Raw genomic sequence first — 18,993 nt, 5'->3', positions numbered from 1 at the left:
ACAGGGGCAAGGGCGTCATGCCCCGCCCCTGTACCGGAGGCCGTGGGCCGGTCAGCCCAGCACCACCTGGATCTCGCGGAAGCCGTGGACGAGGAACGACGGGACGTGGTCGAAGGGCTGGTCCTCGACGAGGGCGAGCCGGGGGAAGCGGGCGAAGAGGGCCGGCAGTGCGGTGAGCGCCTCGGCGCGGGCGAGGGGCGCGCCGAGGCAGTGGTGGGCGCCGTGGCCGAACGCCATGTGCCGGATGGGTGTGGGCCGGGTGATGTCGAACCGGTCGGCGGTGGGCCCGTGCCCGGCGGGGTCCCAGGCGAAGAACCCGAACGCGGCGAGGATCGCTTCCCCGGCCCGGATGGTGACGCCGCCGACGGTGAGGTCCTCCACGGCGAACCGCAGGGGGCTGAGCGGGGCGGCGGGGGCGAAGCGCAGGGTCTCCTCGACGACGGTCTCCCAGGGGACGCGCCCGTCGAGGGCGAGGGCGAGCTGTCCGGGGTCGCGCAGCAGGGCGACGACGGCGTTGCCGATGAGGTGGACGGTCGTTTCGAGGCCGGCGCCGAGGACGAGGGCCATCGTGTCGATGATCTCGTCGTCGGTGAGGGTGTCGCCGTCGTCCCGCGCCTGGAGGAGCGCGGTGGTGAGGTCGGTGCCGGGGTGGGCCCGCTTGTGGGTGAGGACGTCGGCGAAGGCGGCCCGGCAGGCGGCGAGCGCGGCGGCGCCCTCCTGGGAGTCGGGGGCGGTCAGCGCGATGTCGGTGAAGTGCTTGACGGCGGCGGCGCCTTCGCCGTGCACGTCGAACATCTCGCAGATCACGGCGAGCGGCAGCGGTCCGGTGAAGGCGGTGCGCAGGTCGACGGGTTCGCCGGGCGGGTGGGCGGCGAGCCGGTCGAGGAGGCCGGTGACGAGGCGGTCGAGGGAGGGTTGCAGGGCCTTGATCCGGCGGGCGGTGAAGGCGGGGGCGACGAGTCTGCGGAGCCGGGTGTGGTCGGGGCCGTGGGCCCAGAACATGTTGTCGGCGAGGAGTCCGTACATCCAGTGGGCGTCGGGGTGGCCGGCGAGCCAGCCGCTGTTGAGGTCGTCCCAGTGGCGGCGGGCGTCGCGGCTGACGCGGGGGTCGGTGAGCAGCGGTTCCAGGACGTGCTGCGCGGTGGGCAGCCAGGCGCGGATGCCGCCGAGGAGTTCGACGGCGGCGACGTCGCCGAGTGCGCGCAGGCGGGCGGCCTGTCCGGGCAGGTCGGCGCCTCGGGGGTCGAGGAGGACGGGGTGGGGGTGGTCGTGAAGACGTCCGGCGGTCATGGGGGCCTCTTCCCGGTAGCTGACTTCTGTTAGCTATAGTGAGCATGCCATCTGGCCATGGTTCCCCATAGCCAGCCCTCGCGGTCACGAGAGGTGTCATGACGGCCGACATCGCCACCCCGGTGCGAGCGGGCCGGCGGCCCGCCGTGGTCCTGCTCATAGTCTCCGCGGCGACCTTCCTGGTGAGCCTGGACCTGTTCATCGTCAACATCGCCTTTCCGGCCATCCGCGAGACCTATCCCGGTACGGGCCTGGCGACCCTGTCCTGGACCCTGAACGCCTACACCGTCGCGTTCGCCGCGCTCCTCGCCCCGGCCGGGCGCCTCGCCGACCGCTACGGCCGCCGGCTCGTCTTCCTGGCCGGCGTCGCCGTCTTCACGATCGGCTCGACGGCCTGCGCCCTCGCCCCGTCGATCGAGGCGCTGATCGCGTTCCGGGCGCTCCAGGCCGTCGGCGGCGCGCTGGTCACGCCGACCGCGCTCGCCCTCCTGCTGGCCGCGTTCCCGCCCGAGCGGCGGGCGCGCGCGGTGAGTGTCTGGGCCGGAGTCGGCGGGGCCGCCGCCGCGCTCGGCCCCCCGCTGGGCGGGCTGCTCGTCGAGCTGTCCTGGCGGCTGGTGTTCCTGGTGAACGTGCCCCTCGGCCTGCTCGCCCTGGCCTTCGGGCGGCGGGTGCTGACGGAGAGCCGGGACGCCTCCTCCGGGGTCCCGGACCTGCTCGGCGCGGTCGGCCTGGTCACCGGCGTCGGGGCGGCGGTGTGGGCGCTGGTCTCGGCGCACGACCACGGCTGGGGCGGCGCGCCCGTCCTGACCGGGTTCGGGGTCGGCGCGGCCGGCCTGTTCTGGGTGGTGCGCCGCTCGGCCCGGCATCCCGTGCCGCTCCTGGACCTGGCCGCGCTGCGGGTGCCGACGTTCTGGCTGTCCTGTCTGGCGATGCTGGTGTTCTCCACGGCCTTCGGGAGCATGCTCTTCGGGAACGTCCTGTTCCTGACGGGGCTGTGGCACGACTCCGCACTGGCCGCCGGGTTCGCGCTGACCCCCGGGCCGCTGATGGTCGTCCTGCTCTCCCTCACCGTCTGCGGTCCACTGGTCGCCCGCCTCGGTCCCGGGCCGGTGGCCGCGCTCGGCAGCCTCCTCTTCCTCGCCGGCTCCCTGGTCTGGCTGCTGCGCCTCGGGGCCACACCGGACTACGCGGGCGCCCTGCTGCCCGGCCAGCTCCTCACCGGGGCCGGGGTCGCGCTGGTCATGTCGAGCCTGACCGGGGTCGTGGGGCTGGTGCTGCCGCCCGCCCGCTGGGGGGCCGGCTCCTCCATGCTCAACACCTCCCGGCAGCTCGGCTCGGCGCTGGGCACCGCGATCCTGGTCGCGGTCCTCGGACCGGCGCCGGATCTCGGGGCGTTCCGCCACGGCTGGCTCTTCCTCGCCGGCGCGGCCCTGGTCAGCGCGGCCTTCGCGGTGGCGGTCGCGGCCCGGCGCGGCTCCGCGGACGTCCTCGGAGCGACGCCGTGAGCCGGGCGCCCGCCGATACCCTTGACCCATGTCGATGAAGCTGGACGGCCCGCTCGCCGACCGTGACTCCTGGCGGGCCACCCGCTGCTCGGTCGACCTCGCCCTCACCGTCGTCGGAACCCGCTCCGCGATGCTCCTGCTGCGCGAGGCGTTCTACGGGACGACCCGGTTCCACGACTTCGCCGGCCGCGTCGGCATCACCGACGCGGTCGCCTCGGCCCGCCTCAAGGAGCTCGTCGAGGCGGGCGTGTTCGAGAAACACCCCTATCAAACCCCCGGCAGCCGCACCCGGTTCGAGTACCAGCTCACCGAGATGGGCCACGCCCTGCTGCCCGTCGTCCTCGGCCTCATGCAGTGGGGCGACCGGTACCTCCAGGAGGACGACGGCCCGCTGCACGTGGTGGACGACGCGAGCGGCGCCCCCGTACACGTCCGCGTCTGCCTGCCCGACGGCTCGGACGTCCCCGAGACGGGGCTGCGCGTGCGCCCGTCGTGACCCCGCGCGCGGGAGGGCGAGCCGTCGGCTCCGGCGTTCCCCTGTGCCGCCGGCGACCGACGGCCCCCCTCCCGCACTCCTGAGGAGGCACGGTCCACCGTCGCGCGGCCCGTGTCGGAAAAGCTTCGGAAAAGCTTGAATCCGTCTGGAAGCAGGGGTCGGTGACGCCCAGGGTGGGCCAGGGGGGTCGGTTCGCGCAGGGGGTGGGATGGTCACGCGCTTCGGAATCCTGGGGGCCGTCGAGGTACGGCGGGACGGGGAGCCGGTCGACGTGGGGCACGCTATGCAGCGGCGGGTGCTGGCAGCACTGCTCGTCGACGCGGACCGGACGGTGCCGGCGGACGCGCTGGTGGACCGGGTGTGGGGAGCGGCGGAACCGGAGTACGGGCGGCGCAAGCTGTACGGGTACGTCTCCCGGCTGCGGCGGGAGCTGGCGGCCGACGGCACGGCCCTCGCGTGGCAGCGCGGCGGCGGCTACCGGCTGGCGGTGGACCCCTCGGCGGTGGACGCGCACCGCTTCCGCGACCTGGCGGCCCGGGCCCGCAAGGCGGCGGACGACGCACAGGCGGAGGCGCTGTGGCGGGAGGCCCTGGCCCTGTGGCGGGGCAGCCCGTTCACCGGGGTGGACACCCCGTGGTTCAACGCGCAGCGCCACCTCCTGGACGGCGAGCGGCTGGCCGCCCAGCTGGAGCTGGCCGACGTCCGGCTGCGCCTCGCGCGGCACGAGGAGATCGTGAGCGAACTGGCCGACCGCGCCGAGGCCCGTCCCCTCGACGAACGGGTGATCGGACAGCTGATCCTCGCCCTGTACCGGTGCGGACGCCAGGCCGAGGCCCTGGACGTGTACGACCGGGCCCGTCACCGTCTCGCCGAGGAACTGGGCGTCGACCCCGGCGGGGCGCTGCGGCACCTGTACGAACGCATCCTGGCCGGAGACCCGGAACCGGCCGTCGCCCCGCCCGCTCCGGTACGGGCGGCCGAGAAGAACAGCGCGGCGGCACGCCCGTTGGTGCCCCGGCTCCTCCCGGCGGACCTGCCGCTGTTCGTCGGCCGGGAGACGGAGGCGCGGGAGGCCGGCCGGCTGCTCGGCGAGGAACGGCCCGGCCCGGTGACGCTGCTGGTCACCGGGCCCGCCGGCGTCGGCAAGACCGCGTTCGCCGTACGGACGGGGCACTCGCTCGCCGCCCGTTTCCCGGACGGCCAGCTCCACGCGGATCTGCGGGGCTTCGGCGACGAGCCGGCCGAGCCGTTCACCGTCCTCGGGACCTTCCTGCGCGCGCTCGGTGTCCCCGGCGGCACCGTGCCCGGCGAGCTGACGGGCCGGGTCCACCTCTACCGCACCCTGCTGGCGGGGCGGCGGACGCTCGTCGTCCTGGACAACGCGGCCGGTGCCCGGCAGGTGAGCGACCTCCTGCCCAGCGGCGTACGCTGCGCGACGATCGTCACCAGCCGGACGACCATGGCCGAACTCGGCGGCCACCGGCTCCCGTTGGGTGTCCTGGCGCCCGCGACGGGCCTCGATCTGCTCCGCGAGATGCTGGGCCGGGAACGCGCCGACGCCGAGTCCGGGTCGGCGCGGTCCATCGTGGAGACCTGCGGCGGGCTGCCGCTGGCGGTGTGGGTGGCCGGCGCGCGGCTGGCCGCCCGCCCGCACTGGCCGCTCGCGAAGGTGGCCCGCGCGCTCGCCGACGAGCAGCGCAAGCTGGACGAGCTGGCCGTCGGCCACATCGCCGTACGCGCCAGTCTCGAACTGACCTACCAGCAGATGACGGCGGCGACGCGGCACGCGCTGCGGATGGTCGCGCTGCTGCCCGGACCGGGCTTCGCCGCCTGGGCGCTGGCCGCGCTGCTGGACGGGGACCTGGCCGGGGCGGAGTCCGTCCTGGACGACCTGGTCGAGGTGCACCTGGTGCAGGTCGTGCGGGACACCACCGGTATCCGTTACCAACTCCACGATCTGGTAAGGCTGTTCGGCAGGGAGCGGGCGGAGCAGGACGTTCCGGAGGGGGACCGCGCGGACGCCCTCGCCCGGCTCCTCGGGGCGAGCCTGCACCTCGCGGACCGGGCCGCGGACGCCCTCAGTGTCGACTTCCAGGGCAGTGCGCGGCAGGACCCCGCCTCCTGGCGCCCGCCCGGCGCCGACACCGCTCAGCTGCTCGCCGATCCGCTGGCCTGGTTCACCGACGAACGCCAGTTCCTCATCGCCGTCGCCGAGCAGGCGCTGTCCGGCACGGAGGGGGTCGCCGCGGCCGTCGGGCTGGCCACCGCCCTGACGACGCTGTTCGAGGTCGGCAGCCACTTCGACGACTGGGAGCGGCTCCAGAACCGGGCGCTGGCGGCGGCGCTGCGCGACGGCGACCCGCACAGCGCGGCGAAGGTCCACCGCTGCCTCGGTGAACTGACCACCATCCTCGACCGCTACCCGGAGGCGGTGCGCCACTTCGAGCGGGCGCTGCTGCTCACCGAGGGTGCGGGTCCCGCGTACCGGGACAGCGCGACGGCCGGGCTGGCCTATGTGCACCGGCTCCTCGGCCACCACCCCACCGCGATCCGGTACTTCGAGGAGGCCGCCGCGCTCGCCGGGTCGACGGGCAACGTCAACTGTCTCGCCTACGCGGTCAACGGCCTCGGCGTCATCGATCTGGAGCAGGGCCGGGTCGAGGCCGCCGTCGCGCGGTTCACGGAGTCGCTGCGGGTCAGCCGGGCCGCGGGCTACCGGCCCGGACAGGCGCGGGCCCTGCGGTGCCTCGGCCAGAGCCATCGGGCGCTCGCCGACTATCCGGCCGCCGTGGACGCCTACCGGCGGGCCGCCGCGATCAGCGCCGACCTCGGGGACCGGCTCGGCGCCACCCACGCCACCTGCTGGCTCGGTGACGTCCTGGTCCGCCGGGGCGAGCACGTCGAGGGCCGCCGGCTGCTGGCCCGGAGCCTGTGGACCTACCGGGAGTTCGGCAACCTGTGGGGCGAGGCCGCGACCCTGTACGCCCTCGCCGAGGCCCACCTCGCGGTCGGCCGGGCGGCCCACGCCCGCCGCCGCGCCGAGGCCGCCGTCGGTCTCTGGCGGCGCATCGGCTCCAGCCGGTGGCTGGCGACCGGCCTCGACACCCTGGCCGAGGCCCATACCCTGTCCGGCGACACTCTCGCGGCGGCACGCGCCCGGGAGGAGGCGGAGAGGGTACGGACGACCTGACTCTCCGGGCGGCGGGTGGTGACCGGCGCGAGCGGCGGACGGGGCGGCTGACCGGCGGCGGTCATGAGGTGGCGGTGTGCAGTGCGGCGGCGATGGTTCCGGCGTAGGCGGCGAAGGCCCCGCTCTCGGGCAACAGCAGCCGGGGGATGGCGAGTTCGCACTCCAGGAGCCGCAGCTCGCCGCTCTCGTCGCGGATCGCGTCGAAGCGGCCGAAGCGCAGGGGCCCGTAGCGGCGTTCGAGGGCCCGGTGCACGGCGTGCCCCCAGGCGAGTTCCTCGTCGGTCGCCGCCACGGCGTGGTTGACCCCGCCGAGCCGCTCGTGGGCCCACCAGCCGCCGCCGTCCCCGACGGTCTTGCGGACGGCGTGGCTGACCCGGCCGCCGAGAAAGACGAGGGACAGCTCCCCCTGGTCCAGGACGGCCGGCAGGAAGCGCTGCGCCATCAGGTCCTGGCGGGCGAGGAGGTCGCGCACCTCGTCCTCCCAGGGCGCCTCGGTGCCGAGGACGAAGTGGCTGTCGGAGGTGCTGGGGCCGGTGCGGGAGATCCTGACGGTCCGCCAGGAGCCCGCGGAGACGGTGGGTTTGACGACGACGTCGTCCCAGCCGGTGTCGTCCATCAGGTCCGCCACCCGCAGGTCGCTTCCCCGGGGGAGCCAGCGGGTGGGGATGAGGCCGATGCCCTCCTCGGCGAGGGCGGGCAGGTAGCGGCTCTTGTCGACGGCGTCCCGCAGCAGGGGGAGATGGTTGAGGAGGGGGACCGGGCCGCGTTCCTGTTCCTGGAGCCTGACGTGGAGCTTCTCCAGCAGGGGGAGGAAGTCGGGGCGGGTGTGATAGCCGCGGCACATACGGACGTTGACCAGGTCGACGGCCGTCCAGTCGACGTCGTCCACGTCGTCGAGGTGGACCATGCGGGCGTCGATGCCACGGTCGGCGAGGGCCTCGGCGACGCCGGGGTACTCCCGGTGGGGGGTGCCGAGGCTGAGGTAGACGGCTTGCGGGCGGCGTTTCGGTGTCGTGCTCATCGGCCGTCCTTGCGGAAGGTGGTGCGGCGGCGGGCGCGGGCTCGGCGCAGGGCGGTGTCGGCGCCGTCCCAGGCGTAGGCGGTGGCGAAGGCGGCCATCAGGCCGAGCGGGCGCAGCCTCAGGACCCAGTCGAGGCGGGTGTTGACGGAGACGGGGAGCCGGTCGAACCAGTTCGCGGTGCCCGGGGGCCGTTGACCGGCGGGCTGTACGAAGTCGCGGGCGCTGACGTCGACGTGTCCGTCCCGGCGGGCGAAGGGCAGGCGCCACACCTTCGGGAGCGGGGCGGTGACGCTGAGGAGGCTCGTGAGGGTCGGCGGGCGGACCCCGCTCGCCACACGCCAGCGCGCGCGTTCGGCGAGCCGGGACTGGAGGGTGCGCTGGAGGCGCTGGACGGTCTCCGGGGACAGGAACGCCCAGTACGGGGAGCGGGAGTAGAACAGCTCGGACTCCAGGCGGGTGCGGGTCCGGTGCAGTTCCGGGGTCTCCAGGGAGGTGTCCCCCTCGGTGCGCACCAGCCAGTCGGTGAGCCGGGCGCGGGTGCGGCCCATCCCCCAGAAGACGAGCATGTCGAGGATGTGCGACAGCAGGAAGAAGCGGGGGTCCTCGACGGCGGGCGTGTACTTCTCGCGCACCATGTTGCGCAGCATGTGCCAGTCCTGGCGGGTGGCCCGGTTGATGCGCTCGATGTACGGCAGGTCCAGCCGGCCCTCCTGGACGTCGCGCTGCACCAGGTTGGCGAGATGCCAGCTCGTCACGAGGGCCAGCGCGATGCCCTGGCTGTAGTAGGCGTCGATGATGCTCGCCGCGTCACCGGCCATCGCGTACCGGCGTTCGCTCGCGAAGGTGTCGGTCCAGTGCTGGGCGTTGCGGAAGGTCCGGAACTCCAGGAGGCGTTCCTCGTCGACGACGCCGTCGAGCACGGGGTAGCGGCGGACGAGGTTCCAGAACTGTTCGCGCGGGGTGTCGCCCGGCGGGGGGTTGCGCCGGTCGAAGGTGGCGCCGACGCTGATGCGGTCCTGGGAGAGGCGGATCACCCAGATCCAGTAGCCCTCGCCCCAGAGGTGGACGGTGTACAGGTCGCGCGGGGTGGTGCGGCCGTCCTCGGTGTGATGGGTCCAGCGTTCGTCGAAGTGTTCGTCGCCGACGTCCTTGAACTGGGCCCACACGGCGGTCGTGCGGAAGCCGTCGTCGTCCTCGCGGTTCTCCGCCGCGTGGTCGAACTTGCGGGCCAGGAGGCGGTTGCGGCCGGAGCAGTCGATGATCCAGCGGGCGAGGGTGGTGCCGGTGGCGGCGTCCGGGCCGGACTCGCTCCACTCCAGGCGGTGCGGGTCGGTGGAGCCGGCGTCCGCGATGTGCAGTTCCCGTACGCGGGCCGCGTCGAGGAAGGTGATGCCCGGGTGGGCGTGCGCGGCGGCGCGCATCACGTCCTCCGCCTCGGGCCTGACGATCTGCATGTCCAGGAACATGCAGCGGAACCATTTCTTGTCGGGCGCCTCGTCGTACAGGTAGTGCGGCGGATGCGGATCGGCGTTCACGGCCCACTCCGTCGTGCCCCGGAAGTCCTCGCGGTGTTCGGCGCCGCTCGTGAACCAGACGCCCAGCTTGATGAACGACTCGTTGCTGACGAAGTCGTCCAGTCCGCCGACGGTACGCAGGAACGCGCTGGTGAAGACGAGGAACGACTCCCCGACCTTGTAACTGCGCCGCTGATCACGGACGTTGTCCAACAACGTCACCCGCAGTCCCCGCTTGGCGAGTTGCAGGGCGTTGGCGAGCCCGACGATCCCGGCACCGACCACGGCGACGTCGGCGACGGGGGGTGGGGGGAGGGACGGAGAGGTGTGGGGGGTGTCCACGGGCGATCCTCTTGTCGTGTCCGGCGACGGGGGCGCCGGACGTGTGGGGGATCTCGACCGTAGATCTTGAAACTTCAATACTTACCGAGAGGACAGCAAAGAGTGACCCACATCACAGACACGCCGAGCCTGCCCGGCGGAGAGCCGACGCATCTCCCAGAGCAGCAGCGCGACGTCCGCCACCACCGGGGAGGGAGGCTGCGGCACCTCGTCCAGGGAAACGTCCGTGAACAGGGCGAGTTCGCGGGGGTCGACCGCCAGCAGCGCGGCGAAGTCGGTCACCAGGCGTGGGGTCAGGTCCTTGCGGTTGTCGGCGATGATGCCGTAGGTGGAGGCGGAGAGGTAGGTGGGAGTCACGCACGCGAGGGCCCGGGCCATGCCCGTCCAGGTCAGGTTGCGGTGGCGGAGCATGGTGACGGCCTTGGCGCCGGGGGTGTCGGGGAGGGGGCCGGGCGGGTTGAGGACGAAGGGGGAACGGCGTTCCTCCTGCGGGAGGGAGCGGGTCAGCTCCAGGAGTCGGCGGCGGGCCGGTGCGGGTAGGTGGGCCGTGTCCGTGACCGTTCTGGCCGCCCAGCGCGCGGCTGCCGCGTCCAGGGGGGCCAGGTCCGGTGGGACCGGGCGGCCGGCGAGGATGAAGAGGTCGACGGTGTGGAGGCCCAGGGCGGGGGCGAGGCGGCGTAGGTGGGGTTCCGTGGGGTGGCGCCCCGCGAGCACCGTCCGGATGTCGGCCGCGTTCAGGCCGGTGCGTTCGGCCAACTCCTTTGCGGTGAGGCTTCTTCGGGACAGCAGGCTCGTCAACTGCGTGCCGAAAGAGGGGCGTTCTGTCATTGAGACAGGCTAGCCAGCGGGCCCCGGCCGGATTTCTCGGCGTCGGGTCAGTACGTGGCCTGGGTCACTATCCGGGGCGTCGGGCAACCCTTCCTGTGCCGATTTCTTCTCCCTGGGGTGAAGATCCTCAGGAGAAAGACCCGGCTGCTCATACTTCTGGCCCTGTCCGTGGTGGCGGCGGTGACGGTGACCGTCGTCATGATCGTCCAGGCGCACAGGATGGAGACGCTGTCTCCGCGCGAGGAACGGGACAGGGCCGGATCGAAAGCGGGCGTGCGGTCGGTGGAGGTGGACTGCCGGCGGGCCAAGTGCATCGCCCTGACCTTCGACGGCAACCCGGGCGAACCCACCGACCGGCTGATGGACCTCCTCAAGGAGTACGAGGCGCCGTCCACCTTCTTCCTGGAGGGCCGCCGCATCCACGAGTTCCCCCAGGTGGTCCGGCGGATCGCCGCGGAGGGCCACGAGATCGGGAACCACACCTGGACGCACGCGGTCCTGACCGACGCCTCCGACACCCAGATCCGCGACGAACTCCGCCGTACGACACAGGCGATCGCGGGCCTCACCGGCACCGAACCGACCCTGATGCGCCCGCCCCAGGGCCGCACCGACGACCGCGTCTCCGGGATCTGCGAGGAACTCGGCATGGCGCAGGTCCTGTGGACGGTGACCGCGAAGGACTACGAGACGGACGACACCGCCCTGATCACCGAGCGCGTCCTCGCGGGCGCCGACCGGGACGGCGTCGTCCTGCTCCACCCCCTCCACAAGGGCACCGTCCCGGCGATGCCCGGCATCCTGAAGGTCCTCAGGGAGCGGGGCTACACCTTCGTGACGGTCTCCCAGCTGCTCGCCCCGGCCGAGGCCGAGTCCGGCAAGATCTACAAGTGACGCCCCGGGCAAGGGAGTTGCTCAACTCGTCGGCACCGGCAGGGAGTTGGCGGCGCACTCCAGGTCATGCGCCGGCACCTTCCCCTCGACCAGATAGGCGTCGACGACCGAGTCCACGCACGCGTTCCCGTTCTGGTACTGCCCATGGTCGCCGCCCCCGGCGACCGTGACCAGCCGGGACCCCTTCAGCGCACGATGCGCCCGCAGCGCACCCTCGTAATAAGTGGCCGGATCGTGCACGGAGTTGAGCATCAGCGTGGGCGGCAGGCCCTTGCCGGTGACCTTGACGTGCGGGGCGTCCGACGCCGGCCAGAACGCGCAGACCGACGCGTACGCGAGTTCCCGCGCGCCGAGGAGGGGGTACTTCTCGGTGTCGGCGGCGCTCTGCCGTACCCAGTGGCCCAGGTCTCGGTTCCAGGGGGTGTCGTTGCACGTGACCGGGAAATAGACGGCGTTGAAGCCGGGGGAAAGGTAGTTCGCGAAGGTCTTGGCGGCCCGCTGCCGTTCGGCCGCTGTCGTGGTGTCCCAGTGTTCGAGGGAGGCGAGGACGGACGCCAGGGAGGGCCAGAGGCCGGCGTTGTACATGCCCTGGATGGTGGCGTTGTCCAACTGGTTGGGGCCGATCGTCGACGAACCGACGGTGAGGGGCCGTTCGCGCAGGGCGGCCCGCCTCGCCTCCCACGTGGCCTTCGCCCCGGCCGCCGTACCCCCGTAGTGGTAGACGGAGTCGTACTTCGCGATCCACGGCAGGAAGTCCTGCTCGAAACGCCGCTGGAAGCTCATCGGCTGCCCCAGCTCGGCCTGCTCCCAGCTCCCGTCGAACGCCAGGTTGCTGTCCAGCACGGCGCGTTCGACGTGCTGCGGGAACTCCGTCGCGTAGTAGGCGCCGAGCCAAGTGGCGTACGAGGGGCCGTAGTACGAGATCTTCCGTACGCCGAGCAGCTCACGGAACAGGTCCATGTCGTGGACGGCCTGGTCGGTGTCGAGGTACCGGACCAGATCGCCGCCCGCCAGACACCCCCGCACGAACTCCCGCGACCGCTCGACGACCCCGCGCAGCGCGCCCGGCGACCGGTCACGGAAGTCACCGGCGTAGAAGTCCCGGAACTGGTCATCGGTCTGGCACACGGCCCGCGAACTCGCCCCGACCCCCCGCTGATCGAAACTCACCACGTCGTAGACGGCCCCCACCTCGGGCGACGCCGCCACGAACCCGGCGGGCCGGCCCAGCCCCGAAGCCCCCGGCCCCCCGGCGGCCATCATCAGCACCCCCCGCCGCTTCGCCGGATCGGCCGCCCGATGCCGGGACACCTCGACGGTGAGATCCGCCCCCACCCCAGGATGCCGCCAGTCACGCGGCACGGTCATGCTCGCGCACTCCAACGCCCCCTCCTGATCGCACGGCCCCCACACCAACTCCTGCGCCTCGTAACGCCCCACACCGTCCCCCGCCCGCGCGGCCACCGGCACCGCCGCCGTCACCACCACCGCCGCGGCCACCGACCACACGAACCTCGCGTACCTGGACATCGCATCCCCTCACCGCCACGCCCGCGCGCGGCACCTGCTCCGATGCTCGCCCCCGGACACCCCCCGGATCGATCACGCTGCCCTCCGTCTTGGGGGTGGCACCAGTGCCACCCCGGCACCGGTCCCACCCCCTCCTCCACCGCACACGGCCAGAGTCCTACCCGGATGTCGCTCCGCCGGGTCCGGACGGCCTCTCCAGTTCCGCGAGTCGCGTCAGGATGCGCTTGGGCAGCTCATCCGGCTCCAGCCGGAAGGGGGTCCACCGGTCCTTCGAGCCCGGCTTCATGGACGCGGAGAACCGGAACCGCCCCTGGCTGTTCGGCTCCGTCACCATCTCCTGGAACACGGCACTCGGTATCAGCCACGCCGTCATGACCGCCCCCCGTTCGACGTCCACGGCGACGAACAGCATGTCCAGGCCGGGCCGCGGCTGGAACGTCTGCGACCGCACGAACGCCATCACCTTGCCCTGCCCGACCTGTGTCCCGGTGGACATCCTGGCCTTGACCTGCACGGCCAGGGTCGCGGAACTCCCACGCCGGTGGAACACGAGGTCCACCCCTTCGTCGTCCACGAGCGAGGTGGAGACGTTCAGCTCCCCGCCCGTGGCGAGGATGGCGGAAGCCGCGACCAGGTACTCGGCCGCCGTCCCCATCCGTGCGGCAGCCGAACTCTTCTCCAGGTATTCGTCGTCGTCGCTCATGGCGTGAACCTACTGGCTTCGGCCTTGGCCAACACAGGTTCCCTGAACAGGCGTTCGCCGTCAGGTGGCGCTGGTCGCCTTCGGTGGCGCCGGTTCGGGTGTCCCGGTCGTGTCCCGCACGCGTCTCCCGGCGACCAGGGCGAGCAGCAGGGCCGCGGTGGTCAGTGCCGCGCCCGCGGTGGCGACGGACGGGAGGGGGTGGCCGTGGGCCAGGAGGAGGCCGCCGAGCCAGCTGCCGAGCGCGATGCCCACGCAGAAGGCGGAGTTGTTGACGGTGAGGGCCATGGTCGGCGACGCGGTGCCCGCGGCGGTCACGATCTGGGTGTTGAGGGCGGGGATGGTGGCGAAGTAGGCGGCGCCCAGCAGGCAGAACAGTCCGGCGACGAGACCCTGCCCGCCGACCGGCAGGGACAGGAGCAGCAGACTCGCGGTGGCCGTGCCCAGCGTGACGAGGACGGCCGCGCGCGGGGAGCGGTCGGCCGCGCGTCCGCCGGCCGTGTTGCCGAGGATGCCGCCGGCGCCGTAGAGGAGGAGCAGGACCGTGACGGACTGCGGGCCGAATCCGGCGGACCGCGTGAGGTAGGGGGAGGCGTAGGTGTAGAGGGCGAACACCCCTCCCGTACCGAGCACGATCACCAGGGCGACGAGCAGCATCGGCCCCGGCAGAGCCCGCGCCCGTCCGGGGACACCAGCCGTATCGCCGAGGGCACCGGTAGCGACGACCGTCGGCAAGGGGTCCGGGATCGCGCACCGGGTGAGCAGTGCCCCGGCGGCCAGGCTCAGCGCGGCGAGCGCCCAGAACGTCGCGCGCCAGCCGAAGGCGTTCCCGATCAGGGTGCCGGCCGGTACGCCGGCCACGCTGGACAGTCCGATGCCGAGCGTGATCTTCGCTCCCCAGGCGGCCCGGCGCCCGGCGGGGGCCATGTCGCGGGCGGTCGCGACGAACGCGGCGATGAGCGTGGAGTGGACCAGCGCGCTCACCACCCGGCCGACGACCAGCCAGCCGAAATCCGGCGCGAGCGCCGCGAGGGCGTTGCCGAGGACGAACACCCCCATCATGCAGGGCATCAGAACCCTCGGGCGGAGCCGGGCCGTGGCCGCCGTGACGACCGGTCCGAGGAGGACGACCGCGACGGCGTACACGCTGATCAGCATGCCGACGGCGGTGAGGGAGACGCCGACGTCCGAGGCGATGTCGGGGAGGATGCCGGCGATGACGCTCTCGGCGGTGCCGATGCAGAAGGTGCAGAGCATCATCGCGAGCACGGGAAGCGGCATGGGGGTGTTCTCCTTGTCGGTGATCTCCTCGGAGGTGCTCTCCTCGGCGGCCCTGTCCGCCCGGCCCGGACCCGGTCTCCCCCGCCGGGGTCGCCGGGTCCGGGCCGGGTACGCGGGTGCCGCGCGCCGGACGCGAGGGTCAGGCCGTGGTGCCGACGGTGACGGGCCGGTCGTGGTCGTCGTCGTGCGGCGGCCGGACGGCGGCGTCCGGCACAGGGGCGGGCGGAGCCTTCCGGGTCCGGCGGGCCCAGGCCCGTACGACGGGCCGTTCCACTCCGGCGTACAGCAGCCAGGCCACCAGCAGGCTCACCGCGGCGACGAGCGCGGCCACGCCGACGGCTTCGGCGGGCGAGTCCGCCGTCCGGAAGCCGAAGCGTTCCTGGGTGACGGACAGCAGGATCTGGTGGACCAGGTAGAAGGCGAAGGACACCTCGCCCAGCCAGACCCAGAACCGTCCGCTCACCGCGGTGGCACGGCCCCCCGCGTCCCGTGCCGCGGCGGCGGAGATGAGCAGGGCGAAGGGCACGACGACGACGGCGTTCAGGGAGAAGAGGAAGGGGACATGGAGGCTGGCCGCGTACGCCGCGACCGTGAGGGCCAGGGCGGGGAGCACTCCGAGGCCGATCCACCGGCCGGACAGGACGATCCGGGCCATCAGGATGCCGAGGAGGAAGTCGAGGACGCGGACGGGCGGGAAGATGTAGACGAGCCACATCTGGGTGATCGAGTGCCCGTACAGCGGCGAGTTGGCGTGGTTCGGGCCGAACGTCTCCCCGGCCGGCAGGAGTCCGACGGCCAGGGGCAGCAGCACGATCGCGGTGGCGGTTGCGGCGGCCCACCACCACAGCCGTTCGGCGCGGATTCGGCGCACTCCCCGGTGCAGGGCGGGGAACAGGAGGTAGAAGAGCAGCTCGCAGGAGATCGACCAGCTGGGGTTGTTGACGCTGAAGAACGCGTAGTCGTGGGGTATCCAGGCTTGCAGGAGCAGGAAGTTGGGGATGCCGCTCCCCCAGGTGGCCGACGCGTAGGCGTACGAGACCAGGGCGAGGAAGAAGGTGACGACGTGGTTGGGGTAGATCTTGACCAGCCGGCGGCCCCAGAAGGCGCGGGTGGTGTCGTCGTCCCGGGCGGACCAGGTCAGGACGAAGCCGCTGAGGATGAAGAAGAAGGTGACGCCGGCCCAGCCGCCGTTCTTCAGCGCGGAGGCGAACGGGCCGTGGCCCTCGCCCGTCGTGGAGTAGGCGTCCAGGAGCGACAGGTGGAACAGGAAGACGAGGAAGGCGGCGAAGAACCGCATCCCGGTCAGTGAGGGGAGCCGGGACGCGCGCCCGGGTACGGCGGATTCGGCGGACACGATGTTCACCTCGGGGTGTGGGAGTGGCGGGGCGGGGCGGGCGGTCACGCGGGCCGTATCGACTGGGCGTGCCGGAAGAAGCCGGTGGGGTCCCAGGCGGCCTTGGCCTTCTGGAGGCGCCGGTAGCCGTTCTTGTAGTAGAGGTCGTGCCACGGCACGCCCGAGGTGTTCCACTCGGGGTCGCCGAGGTCGGTGTCGGCGTAGTTGACGAAGCAGCCGTCGTTGGTCTCGTTCGGGACGGGCACACCGCCGGTGGCGGCGAACATGTCGCGGTAGCACTCCCGGACCCAGGCGATGTTGGCCTGGTCGTCGGCGGCGTCGTTCCACAGGGAGACGACCTGGTACTTGAGGACGGAGTCGCGCTGCGGCACGGCGGTGTCGCCGGGAGCGACCTGGTTCACCTTGCCGCCGTAGGAGGCGATCATGAGGAGCGCGCTCGGGTTGTGGAAGTCGTCGCGGGTCAGGTGCCGGTAGGCGGCGGCGATCTGGTCGTCGGTGTAGTTGCGCCGGGCGTAGACGGACTTGCCCTTGAACCTGATCGTGGGGTCGGGGCCGGTGAACCCGGGCCACTGGGTGGCGTGCAGCCACGGGACCCGCCGGTACTGGCGGACCTGGGGCGTGACGCCGACTCCCGCGCCGACCTCCGATATGTACGTCTGGAGCAGGTTCTCGGCGCCGGGGGCGCCGGCGTCGACCAGGGAGTCGAGGACGACCGCGCCCGCCGACTTGTGGAAGGGCTTGAGCTGGCTGAACAGCGCCGTGTACGGAGAGTCGGGGGCGCTGTTGCGGGCGTGCCAGTCGCCGTGGTTCCACATGAGCCGGGTGAAGCGGGCCTCGGTCAGCCGCTCCCACGGCCAGGCGACCTCGCTGAGCCACACCTCGCGCGGGGGCGTGGGCAGTTGCGCGGCAGGCTCGCTGCCGGTGGCGCCGGGAGAGCGCAGCCAGTAGCGCGTCACCACGCCGAAGTTGCCGCCACCGCCCCCGGTGTGCGCCCACCACAACTCCCGGTGCGGGTCGTCGGGTTCGCGGGTCGCGGTGATCGCGCGGGCGGTGCCGTCGGCCTGGACGACGACGATCTCGATGCCGTACAGATGGTCGACCGCGAGCCCGTCGCGCCGGCTCATGGAGCCGTAGCCGCCGCCCTGGATGTGGCCGCCGGCCGCGACGGTGGGGCAGTTGCCGGCCGGGAGGTAGACACCCCAGCCCTTGTAGAGGCGGTCGTAGACCCGGCCGAGGGCGGCGCCGGGGCGGACGCTGAAGGCCCGGCGGCTCTCGTCGTAGGAGATGTCGTCCATGCGTGACAGGTCGAGGACGACCGCGATGTCCTGGCTGGTGGTGAAGTCCTCGTAGCAGTGGCCGCCGCTGCGCACGGCCAGGCGCCGGCCGGAGTCGGCCGCCTGTTGCACGGCCCGGACGACGTCGGCCGTGGAGGTGGCGAGGACGATCTGTTCGGGGCTGCCGACCCAGCGCTGGTTGGTGCCGCGCCGCAGGTCGGTGTAGCGCCGGTCCGCCGGGCGCACCGTGACGGGAGGGCCGGCCTGGGCGGGGGCGGTGGAGTTGCGGACGGGGGCGGCCTGGGCCGTGGGCGCGAGGCCGGCCGCGGTGACCGCGAGGGCGCCGCCCGCCGCGGCCGTGCCGGCCAGGAACGTCCGGCGGTGCACACGGTCGGGGCGGCCGGTGGAGGCCGGTGGTGCCGAGGTGTCCGAGGGCAGCGGGGCAGGAGAGGGCATGGCTGAGTCCTTGGGTGACGAAGAGGGGGGCACGGCCGCATGTGTGGGCGGCGCGGGTGCGTGAAGGGTGCCGCTACGGCGTCGACGCGCCGCGCGGGGTACGCCCGGGGCCGGGGCCCACGGGGTCGGCCGAGGCCGGTCGGGTGACGGCCGGGCCGTTCACGGACGATCGGAGGAACGTTTCACGACCGGGAGGAACGTTTCATCACGGAGCCCGACGGCACGGGCTCCGGCGCTCAGGGGCGGTCGTGCCAGTGCAGTCCGCCGGGCGTGGCGCGGCGGGCCGAGGTCAGGGTCTCGTACGGCAGAGACCCGTCCGGCATGTTGATGATCTCCATCTGGATGCCGATCGGGGTGCCGAAGTAGAGCCAGCGGTCGCCGGCGATCGGGCCTTCGGTGACCGTCTCCGGTTCGCCCATGAGCACCACGCCGCGTTGCTCGCGCAGATGGGCGGCGGCCCTGTCAACGTCGTCCACGAAGAAGGCCAGGTGGTGGCCGCCGATGTCGCTGTTGCGCGGGGGCCGGGAGCGCAGGGCGCCCGTTCCGCTCTGGACGAGTTCGCAGTTGGCGGTGGGACCGGTGCGCAGCAGTACCCGTCGCGCGTGCTCGGCGCCGGGCGGCCAGTGTCCGTCCGCCGTGTCGTGCGCGTCCGCCACGGGTTCCGCTCCGAGCACGTCGGTGAAGAAGGCCGTGGCGGCGTCGAGGTCGCCGACGGTGTAGCTCACGTGCTCCACGCCCAGGAGGCCCAGCGCCCGCTGCGCGTCGTTCGTGCACGGCACGGCGGCGGGCACGAAGCCGCCGGTCCGCGCTCCCGGGCCGCGCAGCGAGAAGAGCGTCCCCCACGGGGTCAGGAACCAGCGGCGCCACTCGCCGGAGGCGCTGTCCGACGGTCCGAGACGGACGGTGCCCGCGCGGCGCAGATGCTCCTCGGCGGCGTCCGGGTCCGTCACGGTCAGGGCGAGGTGGTGGCCGCCGACGTCGTTCGGGCCGGGCGGGGAGAGGAGTTGGCCGGGGGCCGTGTACTGGAAGAGCTCCAGGTTGGTGTGGGGGCCGAGCCGGACCAGGGCGATCCGGGCACTGGCCCGGGGGTGCACGCCCAGTTTCCTCGTCATCCAGTCACCCGAGGGGTCCTCGACCGGTCCTTCGCGGTAGCAGAGTTCGCCTCCGAGCACGCCGGTGAAGAAGGCGACGGCTTCGTCGAGGCGCGGCACCGTGAACGCGTGGTGGTCCACGGCCCGCGCGGTGGGCAGACCGCGGAGCGGTGGAGCGGACGAGGCCGTGACGGCATTGAGCATGGTTCCCCCTTGGAATGCTCCGA

The 18,993-nt window shown here is 72.9% G+C and carries 14 protein-coding genes; 4 read left to right on the top strand and 10 right to left on the bottom strand.

The features are described from left to right. Positions 1-51: 51 nt before the first annotated feature. Positions 52-1,290, bottom strand: a complete 1,239-nt coding sequence (locus tag ABZX85_RS09375) for a cytochrome P450 (RefSeq protein WP_355864105.1) — start codon at positions 1,288-1,290, stop codon at positions 52-54. Between the two features lie 98 nt (positions 1,291-1,388). Between ABZX85_RS09375 and ABZX85_RS09370 the strand changes: the two genes are divergently transcribed. From ABZX85_RS09370 to ABZX85_RS09360, 3 genes are all read left to right on the top strand, one after another. After that, positions 1,389-2,795, top strand: a complete 1,407-nt coding sequence (locus ABZX85_RS09370) for an MFS transporter (RefSeq protein ID WP_355864103.1) — start codon at positions 1,389-1,391, stop codon at positions 2,793-2,795. A gap of 28 nt (positions 2,796-2,823) precedes the next feature. Continuing rightward, complete coding sequence (locus tag ABZX85_RS09365) at positions 2,824-3,291, top strand: helix-turn-helix domain-containing protein (protein ID WP_355864101.1); 468 nt, start codon at positions 2,824-2,826, stop codon at positions 3,289-3,291. Positions 3,292-3,499: 208 nt separating this feature from the next. Then, positions 3,500-6,481 (top strand): BTAD domain-containing putative transcriptional regulator, encoded by a 2,982-nt coding sequence (locus tag ABZX85_RS09360; RefSeq protein WP_355864099.1) that lies wholly within the window; start codon positions 3,500-3,502, stop codon positions 6,479-6,481. A gap of 61 nt (positions 6,482-6,542) precedes the next feature. Here ABZX85_RS09360 and ABZX85_RS09355 read toward each other — a convergent pair whose 3' ends face one another. The 3 genes from ABZX85_RS09355 to ABZX85_RS09345 all read right to left on the bottom strand — a co-directional run bounded on the left by ABZX85_RS09355 (position 6,543) and on the right by ABZX85_RS09345 (position 10,186). Continuing rightward, positions 6,543-7,502: a hypothetical protein gene (locus ABZX85_RS09355; protein ID WP_355864097.1), complete on the bottom strand. Its 960-nt coding sequence runs from the start codon at positions 7,500-7,502 to the stop codon at positions 6,543-6,545. Then, the gene (locus ABZX85_RS09350) at positions 7,499-9,358 is read right to left on the bottom strand and encodes an FAD-dependent oxidoreductase (protein ID WP_355864095.1); all 1,860 of its coding nucleotides are present in this window, start codon (positions 9,356-9,358) and stop codon (positions 7,499-7,501) included. Before ABZX85_RS09350 ends, ABZX85_RS09355 begins: the two co-directional genes overlap by 4 nt. Positions 9,359-9,439: 81 nt before the next feature. Continuing rightward, positions 9,440-10,186, bottom strand: coding sequence for a helix-turn-helix domain-containing protein (locus ABZX85_RS09345; protein ID WP_355864093.1), 747 nt, complete (start codon positions 10,184-10,186; stop codon positions 9,440-9,442). Between the two features lie 117 nt (positions 10,187-10,303). Between ABZX85_RS09345 and ABZX85_RS09340 the strand changes: the two genes are divergently transcribed. After that, complete coding sequence (locus tag ABZX85_RS09340) at positions 10,304-11,080, top strand: polysaccharide deacetylase family protein (RefSeq protein ID WP_355864091.1); 777 nt, start codon at positions 10,304-10,306, stop codon at positions 11,078-11,080. A 21-nt stretch (positions 11,081-11,101) separates the two neighbouring features. On the opposite strand, the gene ABZX85_RS09335 is transcribed toward ABZX85_RS09340, so the two are convergent. The 6 genes from ABZX85_RS09335 to ABZX85_RS09310 all read right to left on the bottom strand — a co-directional run bounded on the left by ABZX85_RS09335 (position 11,102) and on the right by ABZX85_RS09310 (position 18,970). Next, the gene (locus ABZX85_RS09335; protein WP_355864089.1) at positions 11,102-12,610 is read right to left on the bottom strand and encodes an alpha/beta hydrolase; all 1,509 of its coding nucleotides are present in this window, start codon (positions 12,608-12,610) and stop codon (positions 11,102-11,104) included. A gap of 157 nt (positions 12,611-12,767) precedes the next feature. Beyond that, complete coding sequence (locus tag ABZX85_RS09330; RefSeq protein WP_355864087.1) at positions 12,768-13,313, bottom strand: hypothetical protein; 546 nt, start codon at positions 13,311-13,313, stop codon at positions 12,768-12,770. A 60-nt stretch (positions 13,314-13,373) separates the two neighbouring features. Continuing rightward, the gene (locus tag ABZX85_RS09325) at positions 13,374-14,591 is read right to left on the bottom strand and encodes an MFS transporter (RefSeq protein WP_355864085.1); all 1,218 of its coding nucleotides are present in this window, start codon (positions 14,589-14,591) and stop codon (positions 13,374-13,376) included. A 139-nt stretch (positions 14,592-14,730) separates the two neighbouring features. Further along, positions 14,731-15,945 carry an acyltransferase gene (locus tag ABZX85_RS09320; RefSeq protein ID WP_355864083.1) on the bottom strand — a complete coding sequence of 405 codons (1,215 nt, stop codon included), beginning with the start codon at positions 15,943-15,945 and terminating at the stop codon, positions 14,731-14,733. 44 nt (positions 15,946-15,989) lie between these two features. Beyond that, entirely contained in the window at positions 15,990-17,675 is a 1,686-nt protein-coding gene (locus tag ABZX85_RS09315; RefSeq protein ID WP_355864081.1) for an FAD-binding protein, read from the bottom strand. Between the two features lie 236 nt (positions 17,676-17,911). After that, entirely contained in the window at positions 17,912-18,970 is a 1,059-nt protein-coding gene (locus ABZX85_RS09310) for a VOC family protein (RefSeq protein ID WP_355864079.1), read from the bottom strand. Positions 18,971-18,993: the final 23 nt, after the last annotated feature.

It is taken from the genome of Streptomyces sp. NPDC004539, from assembly GCF_040610055.1.
GTDB lineage: Bacteria > Actinomycetota > Actinomycetes > Streptomycetales > Streptomycetaceae > Streptomyces.
This window is presented reverse-complemented; position numbering and strand designations above follow the sequence as displayed.